The organism is Dechloromonas sp. H13 (genome assembly GCF_009469615.1).
In the GTDB taxonomy this organism is placed as follows: domain Bacteria; phylum Pseudomonadota; class Gammaproteobacteria; order Burkholderiales; family Rhodocyclaceae; genus Azonexus.
Genome location: NZ_SSXX01000001.1, coordinates 508,451 through 520,230 on the forward strand (window position 1 = coordinate 508,451; position 11,780 = coordinate 520,230).

General features: G+C 66.6%; 13 protein-coding genes. 7 read left to right on the forward strand and 6 right to left on the reverse strand.

The features are described 5' to 3' along the window. Nucleotides 1-4: 4 nt before the first annotated feature. The 7 genes from GH660_RS02560 to GH660_RS02590 are packed head-to-tail and all read left to right on the forward strand — an operon-like array spanning nt 5 to nt 8,748. A complete protein-coding gene (locus GH660_RS02560; protein ID WP_153144996.1) occupies nt 5-1,711 on the forward strand; it encodes a GspE/PulE family protein in 1,707 nt (568 codons plus the stop codon). Between the two features lie 2 nt (nt 1,712-1,713). Further along, a complete protein-coding gene (locus GH660_RS02565; protein WP_153144997.1) occupies nt 1,714-2,913 on the forward strand; it encodes a type II secretion system F family protein in 1,200 nt (399 codons plus the stop codon). Then, the gene (locus GH660_RS02570) at nt 2,910-4,451 is read left to right on the forward strand and encodes a hypothetical protein (RefSeq protein ID WP_153144998.1); all 1,542 of its coding nucleotides are present in this window, start codon (nt 2,910-2,912) and stop codon (nt 4,449-4,451) included. The genes GH660_RS02565 and GH660_RS02570 overlap by 4 nt, the downstream gene beginning before the upstream one ends. Beyond that, nucleotides 4,448-5,050 (forward strand): hypothetical protein, encoded by a 603-nt coding sequence (locus GH660_RS02575; protein WP_153144999.1) that lies wholly within the window; start codon nt 4,448-4,450, stop codon nt 5,048-5,050. The genes GH660_RS02570 and GH660_RS02575 overlap by 4 nt, the downstream gene beginning before the upstream one ends. Then, the gene (locus GH660_RS02580) at nt 5,047-5,409 is read left to right on the forward strand and encodes a hypothetical protein (protein ID WP_153145000.1); all 363 of its coding nucleotides are present in this window, start codon (nt 5,047-5,049) and stop codon (nt 5,407-5,409) included. The genes GH660_RS02575 and GH660_RS02580 overlap by 4 nt, the downstream gene beginning before the upstream one ends. Beyond that, nucleotides 5,406-8,024, forward strand: coding sequence for a hypothetical protein (locus tag GH660_RS02585; RefSeq protein ID WP_153145001.1), 2,619 nt, complete (start codon nt 5,406-5,408; stop codon nt 8,022-8,024). Before GH660_RS02580 ends, GH660_RS02585 begins: the two co-directional genes overlap by 4 nt. 16 nt (nt 8,025-8,040) lie before the next feature. Continuing rightward, nucleotides 8,041-8,748 (forward strand): type II secretion system protein, encoded by a 708-nt coding sequence (locus GH660_RS02590; RefSeq protein WP_153145002.1) that lies wholly within the window; start codon nt 8,041-8,043, stop codon nt 8,746-8,748. A gap of 3 nt (nt 8,749-8,751) precedes the next feature. Here GH660_RS02590 and GH660_RS02595 read toward each other — a convergent pair whose 3' ends face one another. Genes GH660_RS02595 through GH660_RS02620 form a run of 6 tightly spaced genes read right to left on the reverse strand, consistent with a single transcriptional unit; the run spans nt 8,752 to nt 11,687 of the window. Continuing rightward, nucleotides 8,752-9,741 carry an NAD(P)H-dependent glycerol-3-phosphate dehydrogenase gene (locus tag GH660_RS02595; protein WP_153145003.1) on the reverse strand — a complete coding sequence of 330 codons (990 nt, stop codon included), beginning with the start codon at nt 9,739-9,741 and terminating at the stop codon, nt 8,752-8,754. After that, complete coding sequence (locus tag GH660_RS02600) at nt 9,738-10,181, reverse strand: SH3 domain-containing protein (protein WP_228276327.1); 444 nt, start codon at nt 10,179-10,181, stop codon at nt 9,738-9,740. Before GH660_RS02600 ends, GH660_RS02595 begins: the two co-directional genes overlap by 4 nt. Before the next feature lie 8 nt (nt 10,182-10,189). Beyond that, the gene (gene secB, locus GH660_RS02605; RefSeq protein WP_153145005.1) at nt 10,190-10,648 is read right to left on the reverse strand and encodes a protein-export chaperone SecB; all 459 of its coding nucleotides are present in this window, start codon (nt 10,646-10,648) and stop codon (nt 10,190-10,192) included. A gap of 28 nt (nt 10,649-10,676) precedes the next feature. Beyond that, nucleotides 10,677-10,943 (reverse strand): glutaredoxin 3, encoded by a 267-nt coding sequence (gene grxC, locus GH660_RS02610; RefSeq protein WP_153145006.1) that lies wholly within the window; start codon nt 10,941-10,943, stop codon nt 10,677-10,679. Continuing rightward, the gene (locus GH660_RS02615; RefSeq protein ID WP_153145373.1) at nt 10,940-11,359 is read right to left on the reverse strand and encodes a rhodanese-like domain-containing protein; all 420 of its coding nucleotides are present in this window, start codon (nt 11,357-11,359) and stop codon (nt 10,940-10,942) included. Before GH660_RS02615 ends, grxC begins: the two co-directional genes overlap by 4 nt. Nucleotides 11,360-11,369: 10 nt before the next feature. Continuing rightward, nucleotides 11,370-11,687, reverse strand: a complete 318-nt coding sequence (locus tag GH660_RS02620; RefSeq protein WP_153145007.1) for a helix-turn-helix transcriptional regulator — start codon at nt 11,685-11,687, stop codon at nt 11,370-11,372. Nucleotides 11,688-11,780: the final 93 nt, after the last annotated feature.

Genomic DNA, 11,780 nt, shown 5'->3' on the forward strand with positions numbered 1-11,780 from the left:
ACCCATGAACAGCCCCGCCCCGCCGCGCCGCCCGCTAGGCCAGATCCTCATTTCCAAGGGCATCCTCTCAGAGGATCAGCTGCGCATCGCGCTGCTCGAGCAGATGAAGGCCAACCAGCCGATCGGCAAGCTGCTGGTGTCGCTCGGCTTCGTCTCGGAAACGACGCTGCGCGAAGCGCTGTCGGAAAGCCTGGGGCGGCAGAGCATCGACCTCTCGAACGCCATCGTCGACCCGCAGGCCCTGAAACTGGTGCCGCGTGACGTCGCCAAGCGCCACCACCTGCTACCGCTCGATTACGACGACACGAACCACCGGCTGACGGTGGCCATCGCCGACATCAACAACATCGTCGGCCTCGACCGGGTGCGCGCCCTGCTCGCCGAAAACGTCGAGATCGAGTCGCTGCTCGCCGGTGAATCCGAGATCGACCGCGCCATCGACCAGTATTACGGCTACGAGCTGTCGATCGACGGCATCCTGCAGGAGATCGAAACCGGCGAGATCGACTGGAAGAGCCTGTCGGCGACCGACGACGAATACAGCCAGCCGGTCGTCCGCCTGATCGATTCGATCCTCACCGACGCCGTCAAGCGCGAGGTGTCGGACATCCACTTCGAGCCGGAGGCCAACTTCCTGCGCATCCGCTATCGCATCGACGGCATGCTGCGCCAGATCCGCGCCCTGCACAAATCCTACTGGCCGGCGATGACGGTGCGCATCAAGGTGCTCTCCGGCATGAACATCGCCGAAATGCGCGCCCCGCAGGACGGCCGCATCGGCCTCACGGTATCCGGCCGCCAGGTCGATTTCCGCGTCGCCTGCCAGCCGACCATCCACGGCGAAAACATCGTCCTGCGCATTCTCGACCGCCAGAAGGGCATCGTGCCGCTCGAGGGCCTCGGCCTCGCCGAAGAGCACCTGCAGCACCTCAAGCTGATGATCGCCCGGCCGGAAGGCATCATCCTGGTCACCGGCCCGACCGGCAGCGGCAAGACGACGACGCTGTATTCGGTGCTCAACCACATCAACTCCGAGGGCATCCACATCATGACCCTCGAAGACCCGGTCGAATACCCGATGGCGCTGGTCCGCCAGACCTCGGTCGCCGAAACCTCCAAGCTCGATTTCGCCAATGGCATCCGCTCGATGATGCGCCAGGATCCGGACGTCATCCTGGTCGGCGAGATCCGCGATGCCGAAACCGCCGAAATGGCCTTCCGCGCGGCGATGACCGGCCACCAGGTGTATTCGACGCTACACACCAACTCGTCGATCGGCACCATCCCGCGCCTGCTCGACATCGGCATCCTGCCCGACATCATGGCCGGCAATATCATCGGCATCGTCGCCCAGCGCCTGATCCGCCGTCTCTGCGACCACTGCAAGTCGCCCTACCATGCCGAAACGCACGAGATGCAGCTGGTCGGGACCCCGGCCGACGGCTCCCGCCCGGTGCTCTACCGCGCCTCGGGCTGCGAACGCTGCGATTTCCAGGGCTATCGCGGGCGCATCGCGATCATGGAACTGCTGCGCATCGACAGCGGCATCGACGAGCTGATCGCCCGCCGCGCCACTACCCACGAGATCCGGGCCAGGGCCAAGGAGCAGGGTTTCATCACGCTGGCCGACGACGGCCTGCGCCGGGTACTCAACGGGACCACCTCGCTCGAAGAGCTCGGGCGCGTCGTCGACCTGACCGACCGGATGTAGCCATGCTCTTCGACTACAAGGCCGTCAGCGCCGAAGGGCGCATGGTTTTCGGGCGTATCGACGCGATCAACATCGTCGACCTTGAAATGCGCCTCAAGCGCATGGAGCTCGACCTGGTCACCGGCAAGGCGATCGACCAGCACAAGCTGTTCGGCAGCCGCAAGGTGCCGCGCCGCGAGCTGATCAACTTCTGCTTCCACCTGGACCAGCTGGCGCGCGCGGGTGTCCCCATCCTCGAAGGACTGGGCGACCTGCGCGACTCAATCGAGAACCCGCGCTTCCGCGAAGTCATCGCCGGCCTGATCGAAGGGATCGAAGGTGGCCAGACGCTTTCGCTGGCGATGGCCGACCACCCGACGGTTTTCAGCCAGGTCTTCGTCAGCCTGATCCGCGCCGGCGAGGCCACCGGCCAGTTGCCCGAGGTGCTGCACAGCCTCAACGAATCCCTGAAATGGGAAGACGAGCTGGCGTCGCACACCAGGAAGCTGCTGATGTACCCGGCCTTCGTCGGCTCGATCGTCCTCAGCGCCACCTTCTTCCTGATGATCTACATGGTGCCGCAGCTCAAGCTGTTCGTCAGGAACATGGGCCAGGCCCTGCCGCCGCACACGCAGCTGCTGTTCTTCATCTCCGACCTGCTGGTCGGTTACTGGTGGCTGTTCCTGCTCCTGCCGATCGTCGCCCTCGTCGCCGCCCAGCTGGTCCTGCGCAGCAACCCGCTGGCCCGCCTGCGCCTGGACGCCGTCAAGCTGAAGCTGCCGGTGGTCGGGCCGATCCTCCAGAAGATCATCCTGTCGCGCTTCGCCAATACCTTCGCCATGCTCTACGCCGCCGGCATCCCGATCCTCGAGTCGATCCGCACGACCCAGGACATCGTCGGCAACCTGATGGTGCGTAAGGCGCTGGTCCGCGTCGAGCAGTCGATCCGCGAAGGCCAGAACGTCGCCGGCGCCTTCCACGACGCCGGCCTCTTTCCGCCGCTCGTCGTGCGCATGCTGCGCGTCGGCGAAAACACCGGCGGCCTCGACAAGGCGCTGCTCAACGTCAGTTACTTCTACAACCGCGACGTCAAGGAATCGGTCGAGAAGGCGCAGACGCTGATCGAACCGATGCTGACCGTCTTCATGGGCGCCCTGCTGGGCTGGATCATGCTCTCGGTCATCGGACCGATCTACGACGTGATCGGCAAGATCAAGACATGATTTCGCGCCGCCTCCTCTACCTCGACACGCAGCGCCTGACCGCCTATGCCTGGCAGCAGGGCAAGCTGCAGCCGGAAGGCGTGTTCGAGATGCGGCCGGAGGAATATCCGCGCTTCACCGATTACCTGCGCGCCCATCCCAAGAGCCACTTCCAGATGCTGGCCAACGTCGCCGAGGAAGGGCACGAACTGGAGACCATCCCGTTCCTGCAGGGGGCCGACCGCAGGGCGCTGATCACCCGCCGGCTGGGCCAGCATTTTCTCGGCTCGCCGCTGGCGATGGCGACCTCGCTGGGCTACGAAAAGGACAAGCGCAAGAACGAGAAGCTGCTGCTCTCGGCGCTCACCAACCCGGCGCACTTCGATCCCTGGATCAAGGCCCTGCAGGAAGCCGACGCCCCCCTGGCCGGCATCTACACTGTGGCTCAGATGGGCGGCCCGCTGCTGAAAAAGCTGGGCAAGGCCGGGGGCCGCGCCCTGCTGCTCACCTACCAGGATCACTCGATCCGCGAAAGCTACCTGGTCGATGGCCAGCCCCTGTTCTCGCGCATGGCCCCGCTGTTCGACAGCAGCATCGCCGGCATCGCCTCGCGCTTTGCCGCCGAAGCGACCAAGTTGCACCAATACCTGGTCGCCCAGCGCCATTTCCGGCGCAGCGAGCCGATCCCCGTCTATGTCCTGGCGCATCCGCAGGCCGTCGCCGCTGTTCGCCAGGCTTGCGTCGACACCAACAGCCTGCGTTTCGAGATCATCGACAGTCACCAGGCGGCCCGTCGTCTCGCCCTCAAGACTGTCCCCGGCGACAGCGGCAGCGAACTGCTGTTCCTGCACCTGCTGGCTACCACGCCGCCGAGCCAGCAGTTCGCCGCCGAGGCCTTCCGCCACGACTACCGCATCTCGCAGCTGCGTTACGGGCTGATCGGCCTCGCCATCGTCGCCCTGCTCGGCGGCGCCCTGTTCACCGCCAAGCAGCTCTACGACGCCTACAGCCTGTACCAGGAAACGCAGGCGCTGGCCGCCAGCGAGGCCGAACTCAGCTGGCGCTACCGTGAAATCGCGGCGACCTTTCCGCAACTCGGGATCGACAACGACACCCTGCGCCGCGTCACCGACCGCCAGGCCGAACTGCTCCGGCAACAGCGCTCGCCGGACAACGCCTACCGCCTGATCGGCCGCGCCATGAGCGAGATGCCCAACGTGCATCTCGAGGCGCTCGAATGGCGGCTTGGCGACAACACCGCCGCGGCCGGGCCGGCCGCCAGCCGCGACACGCTGGCCGACCTGCTGAAGGGCAGGAACGAGGTGATCACGCTGCGCGGCGCCATCCGCCTCGGTGCAACCAGCACCGCCCGCCAGACACTGGCCACCTTCGAGCATTTCACCGACCTGCTGCGGGTCGACCGCGACAGCGAGGTCAGCGTCCTGCAGCAACCGTTCGAGATCGAGTCGGGACGCGCCCTGCGCGGCGGCGACGTCGACAGCGACAGCGCGCAGCCGCGGCAGTTCGCGATCCAGATCACACGGAAGCCGGGGCCATGAAACTCGAACGCCGCGACATCGCCAAATTGCAGTGGTACGCGCTGCTGGCCGTCGTCGCCATCGCCGTCGCGGTCGCCGCCGGCCTCTGGAGCAGCGCCGGCGCCGCGAAGGCACGGGTCGGACGCGACGCCGCCGCCGCCAGCAAGACGCAGATCGAGCAGCGTCTCGGCCAGGTGCGCACCGAGGAGCAGGAAATCAAGATGCGCACCGAGCAGTTCCAGCAAATGGAACAGGCCGGCATCACCGGCGCGGAGAAGCGCCTGGACTGGACGGAGCTGTTGCGCGACCTGCAACGCCAGCTGCGCCTGCCCGGCATGACCTACGAATTCGGGCCGCAACTCCAGCTCGAGACCAGCCCGGCTGCCGGCTATGCCTTTCACAGCAGCCAGCTGAAAATCCAGCTGCGCCTGCTGCACGAGGAAGACCTGCTCAACTTCATCGCCCGCCTGCAGCGCGAAGCCAAGGCCATGGTCCTCGTGCGCCATTGCAAGCTGTCGCGTCTGCCCCCCGGCAACCCGGGCGACGGCGCCCAGCTGCTGGCCGAATGCACCATGGAATGGGTCACCCTGCGGCGGGCCAGCGGAGCGAAACAGCCATGAAACGACTGCTGACGGCTTTCCTGCTTGCCCTTGCCGCGTGGCCGGCCTGGCCGCAGAACGAACCGCTGGGCCGCCTGTTCTTCACCCCGCAACAGCGCGCCGCCCTCGACCGCGAACGCCTGCTCGGCTTCAGCCAGCGCCCGAGCACGCTGGACGGCGACGCCAGCTACACCTTCAACGGCGAAGTCCGCCGCAGCAGCGGCAACAACACGCGCTGGATCAACGGCGCCCCCCAGACGGCAGCCACCCGCAGCCCGCACGTCGCCCCCGGCGAGACCTACCACCCGGCTACCGGGGAGCGCGAAAGCCTGCTCGGGGACGGCACGATCGTCATCCAGCGCAAGCCGCCGGCGCCATGAAGCGCCAGCCGCCCAGCGCCGGAAGACAGTCGGGCGTCGCGCTGATCCTGTTTCTCGTCGCGCTGATCCTCGCCGGCAGCTATGCCTTCTACCGCAGCAGCAACATCGGTTCGGGGCGCATCGAGCAGGACGCCAAGCTGGCGGCCACCCTGGCCCGCGCCAAGGAAGCCCTGATCGCCCGGGCGGTAACCGATGCCAACCGTCCGGGCAGCCTGCCCTGTCCCGACCTGGTCACCAACAATGTCGGCCTTGCCAACGTGCCTGGCGACGGCAAGGCCGACATGTTCACCATGACCCAGTGCCCGAGCAACGTCGGCTGGCTGCCCTGGGTAACGCTCGACCTGCCCGAGTTGACCGACGACACCGGCACCCGCCTGTGGTACGTGCTGACGCCCGAACTGCGTGACGACGACAGCGCCCAGCCGATCAACAGTGACCGCGCACTGACCCTCCGGGTCGACGGCACCGCCGACAACGTCGCCGCCCTGGTCATCGCCGCACGCGCCCCGCTCGGCAGTCAGGCCCGGCCGTCGAACAACCCTGTCGACTACCTGGACGGCGAAAACGGCAACGGCGACGATGGCATTTACGTCAGCGGCCCGCCCTCGGCCAGTTTTAACGACATGGTCGTCGCCATCACCCGCCAGGAACTGATGGCCGCCGTCGAAAAGCGCGTCGCCAACGAGGTCAAGGCCTGCCTCGAGGAGCACGCAGCCAGCGCACTCAACACCGCACATACCTACCCGTGGCCGGCGCCGCTCGCCAACACCACCTTCCGCGGCACGGCCGGCAGCCTGTTCGGGCAGGTAGCAGCCACGCAACCGGGCGCCGGCCCGGAAAACCTGCTCAAGCAAAGCAGCACGGCCCTGAGCGATGCGAAAAACGCCCTTGCCAGCGCGTCGACCGCAGCCGACCAGATGGCGGCGCTGGTCGTCGTCAACAAGGCCGCCACCTATGCCCTGACTCTGTACGACAAGCTCTACGGCGTCGCCGCCGCCCTGGCGACGGTAGCCGCGACCGTAGCCACTAGTTTCTCCACGCTCGACACGCACATCGACACCGCCGCGGCTTTGAACGGGATCAACCTCAGTGAACTCACCGCGCTGCGCAACGAGGCTGTCACTGGCAAGACTTCCCTGGCATCCCTTCAACTGGCGCTGAACGATAGCGGCATCGATCCCTTCCCCGGCGAAATCGAGACGCAGAACCTGGCCCTGCAGCAACGGATCAGCGCGGTCACCACCACCCCGACCGTCGCCACCCTCACCGCGCTGCAGTCTCAGGTTGCAACAACGAAGACGCTGTATCTAAGCAGCACTACGCCCAACCCGGATATCGCCGCGGCGCTTGCCGCTGCGCTCGGCACCGCCAATGCCGCTGCCGCAGCAGTTGCGGGCGCCGTCATCGCGCCTGCCGATACGGCGTTGGTGAATGCGGCGTTAGCCGCAGCGCAAACGCTGGTCAGCAGCAGTAGCAGCCTCCGCAACACAATCGCCGCCAGTCGTGTGAATCTGCACGCCAGCGAAATTTCAGTTCGTGCGGTGACCGTGGACGGGATGCTGACCGCGTACAACGGCAATCCGGGCACGACCACGGCTGCTGCCCTCGTAACTGCAATGGGCGACCTGCAAGCGACGACGACCGCACTCAACACAGCCTCCAGCCCCGTCGTCGCCGCTCGCGGAACGACTCTGGCGGCACTGAACGACGCCATCAGCGCCGCCTCGGCAGGCAGCGACCAAGCACTGATCGCGGCCTCGGCAGGCGATGTGATCACCGCTGCAAATGCCCTTGCAGCAGCCATCGCCGGCAACGGCGACAACGTCGCCAGGGAGAGCATCGCCGAAGCTGCGACGCGCTACCTGCTAGCGCAGGGAGCGCTTGCCGACCCCTTCGTCACAACAAGAACCCGTGCCGGGAGGGTACCCTATGTTAGAGCGCTGCAGGATCCTGCAGAGGACATCGCCTACTGGGCGCAAATCACGGCTCGCATCGCCATCGACATCTCCACGCAAGCGCGCAAGGCTCCCAATGCCAGCGGCGACAACACCGCATCGGCTTACTATGCGGCCGACCAGCTGACCTCGGGCATCGCCGGCGCCAGCGGCACCCAGGCCCTGCTGCAGGACTACATCGACGCTCCGGGCAACGCCGCCAAACAGTCGGCGGCGACCACCGCGCTGAACGCGACGGCGAGCCAACTCGACACCCTGCTGGCCAGCGCCGGCACGCTCGACGCCGTACTCGACAGTGGCAGCGCCGAAGCCTTTCCGACCCTCTGGTACGGCACCACCTGCGCCTTCCTGCAGCCAGCCAGCGGTAGCAGCTCGTGGTGGACGGCCAACAACTGGACGAACACGACCTTCTACCAGATCAGCGACCGCGTGCGGGCGGCCAGCGGCAAGCTGCAGGTCGGCGGCAGCGGCACCTACCGGGTTGTCGCCGCCAGCGCCGGGCGCGCGCTGGGCGCCCAGAACCGCGCCACGCGGACGACCGCCAACTTCCTCGAAGGCAGCAACGCCGACGCCTCGCGCGACGGCAACGCCCAGACGCCGGTGCCCGGCTTCGCGAACGCCCCGCTATCGGGTACATTCAACGACCGTCTCGGCTACTGACCCGCAGGAACGCACCTTGCAATCAACCGAATCTCTGCGCCGCCAACCCGGCTTCACGCTGATCGAACTGGCCATCGTGCTGGTCATCGTCGCCCTGCTGACCAGCGGCCTGCTGATGGGGATCAGCGCCCAGCGCATAACCGCGGAAAATGCCGATGCCCAGCGCCAGCTGGAAAACATCCGCGAGGCGCTGCTCGGGTTTGCGATGGCCAACGGCCGCCTGCCCTGTCCGGCCGATCCAGCCCTGACCATTGCCGACGCGACGCTCGGTACCGAGGACCGGCCGAACGCGAGTTCGCCCTGCAACCGGATCTACGGCGTCGTTCCATGGGTGACGCTGAGCCTGCCCGAAGCCGACCCCTGGGGCCGGCGCTTCACTTATTTCGCCAACGCCAGCTTCACCGCGCCGCTCGCGGCCGGCGCGCTGGCCAGCTTCACGCTGAGCACGGCGGGTAACGCCAATATCAAGGACACCGCAGCCAGCGGCAGCAACATCGCCTCCAACCTGCCGGCCGTCGTCGTCAGCCACGGCAGCAACGGCCTCGGCGCCTGGCAGACCAATGGTGTGCAACTGGGTGGCGCGGCAGGCGACGAACTGGAAAACGCCAACTCGACGCTGACCTTTGTCGCGCACACGCCGAGCAATGGCTTCGACGATCTCGTCGTCTGGATCGTGCCGGGTATTCTCAATGCCCGGATGGTAGCCGCCGGTCGGCTACCGTAGGGATCAGGCCGCCTCTTCCTTCGGGTCGCGCGCCATCAGCAGTTCGAGCGCCTCGCCGGCATTGACGCGACCGTCGAGCACGGCGGCGACGGCGGCGGAGATCGGCATGTCAACACCGAGCTCCCGCGCCAGCCGGTCGACTTCGCGGGCGGTATAGACGCCTTCGGCGACGTGCCCCAGTTCTTCGAGAATCTGCGGCAGCGACTTGTTTTCGGCCAGCGCCAGGCCGACGCGGCGATTGCGCGAGAGATCGCCGGTGCAGGTCAGGATCAGGTCGCCCATGCCGGCCAGACCCATGAAGGTTTCGCGATGGGCGCCGAGGGCGAGGCCGAGGCGGGCGATTTCGGCCAGGCCGCGCGTCATCAGCGCGGCGCGTGAATTGAGCCCGAGTCCCAGGCCGTCGCAGACGCCGGTGGCGATGGCCAGCACGTTCTTGACGGCGCCGCCGACCTCGACACCGACCAGGTCGTCGTTGGCATAGACGCGCAGGCGCCGCGAATGCAGCTGGCGGGCCGCGGCGCGGGCGAAGGCCGGATCGTTGGCCGCCAGCGCGACGGCCGTCGGCTGCCCGGCGGCGACCTCCTCGGCGAAACTCGGACCGGACAAGGCGCCGCAGACCGCCTGCGGCCCCAGCACCTCGGCGACCACCTGGTGCGGCAGCTTGCCACTGCCGGCCTCGAATCCCTTGCAGACCCACAGCAGGGGCAGCGTGCAACCGAGCTCCCGCAGCCGTTCGACGGTCGGCCGCAGGCCGGCGATCGGGGTGGACACGACCAGCAGTTCGGCAGCCGCCACGGCGGCCGCGAAATCGGTGGCCACGACTACCGACGCCGGGAGTTTGTAACCGGGGAAGAAGCGGCTGTTTTCCCGCGTTTTCAGCAGGTCGACCGCAACATCCGCTTCACGCGACCACAGCGTCACCTCGTGCTTGCCGGCGAACGCGATCGCCAGCGCGGTGCCCCACGCCCCGGCACCGAGCAGGGTGATCCTCATAGTCCCCAGACCTGCGTCGAACGCACGAAGCCGGTCGCGCCGTCGCGGTGGCGAACCTTGGCCCAGCCCGGCGCCGCCGCCTCGATCAGATCGACGACGACCCACTTGTCGAGCACCGCGACGACTGCCGCATCGGCACGGTCGGCATCGCGGATTTCGGCACGCGGCGCGGTCACCACCAGCGTGCGGCGCTCGCTCAAATTGCGCGTTTCGATCCAGGCCAGCGTACCTTCGGCATCGCGCACCTTGACCCAGCCGGCGAGCGGGACGATCAACTCGACCGGCGTCTGCGCCTTGATCAGGTAGAGCTTCTTGCCCTTCTGCGACGGCGCGTCGTAGAGAATCGCCGCCGGCACCTCGACCGAACGATAGTCGACGGCCTGCGCCGCACCGGCGGCGGCACTCAGGGCAAGAACGGTGGCAAAGGCGCGACGCCGCATGACCATGCCTACTGGATGGGTACTTCGGTCGGGGCCGGCGCCTGTTCCTGCAGGCGCTGCATGTACATGACCTCGAAATTGACCGGCTGCAGCACGATGGGCTGGAAGCCGGCGCGGGTGACGGCGTCGGAAACCGCTTCGCGGGCGAAGGGGAAGAGGATGTTCGGGCAGGCCACGGCGATCAGCGGCTCGATCTGCTCGTTCGGCACGTTCATGATGCGGAAGATGCCGGCCTGGCCGACTTCGACCAGGAAAACCGTCTTGTCAGCCAGCTTGGCCGTCACCGTGACGGTGAGCACCACTTCGTAAGCGCCGTCGCCGACGCCGCTGCCGCTCGTGCCGAGCTGGATCTCGACCTGCGGCGCTTCGCGCTCGAGGTAGATCTGCGGGGCATTCGGCACTTCCAGGGACAGGTCCTTGACGTAGAGCTTTTCGATGCCGAAGACCGGCTGTTCGTTTTGTTCCATGATTCTCTTTCGGTTGATTAATCGGTTGTCAGGCGCCACCGGCGAGCAGCGGTACCAGGCCGCCACCGGCATCGAGGGCGACCAGGTCGTCGCAGCCGCCGACGTGGGTGTCGCCGATATAGATCTGCGGCACCGTGCGGCGCTTGGTCTTCTGCATCATTTCGTCGCGCTGTTCGGGGTCGAGGTCGATGCGGATTTCCTCGATCTCGCTTACGCCGCGCGCCTTGAGCAGCTGCTTGGCGCGGATGCAGTAGGGGCAGACCGCCGTCGTGTACATCAGGACTCGCGGACTCATTTGTTGCGCGTCCCCTTCTTGATCGGATAACCGGCACCGACCCAGGCATCGACGCCGCCGGCCAGGTTATGCACCTTGCTGAAACCGAGCTTGCCGAGCTGGCCGCAGGCCTTGCCCGAACGCATGCCGGAGGCGCAGCAGACGATCACCGGCTTGTCCTTGAATTTCTCGATCTCGGCGATGCGGTCGGCGAGCTTCGCGAGCGGCACGTTCCTGGCGTCCGGCAGATGGCCGGCGGCAAATTCGTCGGCCTCGCGCACGTCGATGACATGCGCGTCCTCGCGATTGATCAGCAGGGTCGCCGCCGCCGGCGCCACATCGTTCGCCCCGGAGCGCATGAACAACGGCCACAGCAGGCCCAGGCCGCTGACGACGACGATGGAAACGAGCAGAATATTCTGGTTGATGAACTCCATCGGCACTTGCTTACTCCTCCACACCACAAAAGACTTCGCGCATCATACCGACGAGCTGCAGGGTGCGCTGGTCGCCCACCCGGTAAAAGACCCGATTGGCATCCTTGCGCGTGAGCAGGACGCCCTTCTCGCGGAGAATGGCCAGGTGCTGGGAAATATTGCTCTGCGAGGTGCCGACGGCATCGACGATTTCCTGCACGCATGCCTCCTGGTCGCCCACCACGCAGAGAATCTTCAGGCGCAGCGGATGGGCGATCGCCTTGAGCGCACGGGCGGCCGTCTCGATATGCTCCTGCTTGTCGATCAGGCTGAAGGAAGGCTGTTCCAAGATAAAACCTCGATTTTCGGTTAATGGATCATTATAAAATAATGGTTTGCGTTTCGCAGGCCTTAATCGACATCAATCGGGGCCGCGCCGCGT

Excerpts from the sequence above, each read along its gene's own strand:
- secB (WP_153145005.1), bottom strand. The coding sequence starts at position 10,648 with ATGGAACAAAACGAACAGCCGGTCTTCGGCATCGAAAAGCTCTACGTC.
- GH660_RS02565 (WP_153144997.1), top strand. The coding sequence starts at position 1,714 with ATGCTCTTCGACTACAAGGCCGTCAGCGCCGAAGGGCGCATGGTTTTC.
- GH660_RS02570 (WP_153144998.1), top strand. The coding sequence starts at position 2,910 with ATGATTTCGCGCCGCCTCCTCTACCTCGACACGCAGCGCCTGACCGCC.
- GH660_RS02595 (WP_153145003.1), bottom strand. The coding sequence starts at position 9,741 with ATGAGGATCACCCTGCTCGGTGCCGGGGCGTGGGGCACCGCGCTGGCG.
- grxC (WP_153145006.1), bottom strand. The coding sequence starts at position 10,943 with ATGAGTCCGCGAGTCCTGATGTACACGACGGCGGTCTGCCCCTACTGC.
- GH660_RS02615 (WP_153145373.1), bottom strand. The coding sequence starts at position 11,359 with ATGGAGTTCATCAACCAGAATATTCTGCTCGTTTCCATCGTCGTCGTC.
- GH660_RS02585 (WP_153145001.1), top strand. The coding sequence starts at position 5,406 with ATGAAGCGCCAGCCGCCCAGCGCCGGAAGACAGTCGGGCGTCGCGCTG.
- GH660_RS02560 (WP_153144996.1), top strand. The coding sequence starts at position 5 with ATGAACAGCCCCGCCCCGCCGCGCCGCCCGCTAGGCCAGATCCTCATT.
- GH660_RS02580 (WP_153145000.1), top strand. The coding sequence starts at position 5,047 with ATGAAACGACTGCTGACGGCTTTCCTGCTTGCCCTTGCCGCGTGGCCG.
- GH660_RS02575 (WP_153144999.1), top strand. The coding sequence starts at position 4,448 with ATGAAACTCGAACGCCGCGACATCGCCAAATTGCAGTGGTACGCGCTG.
- GH660_RS02600 (WP_228276327.1), bottom strand. The coding sequence starts at position 10,181 with ATGCGGCGTCGCGCCTTTGCCACCGTTCTTGCCCTGAGTGCCGCCGCC.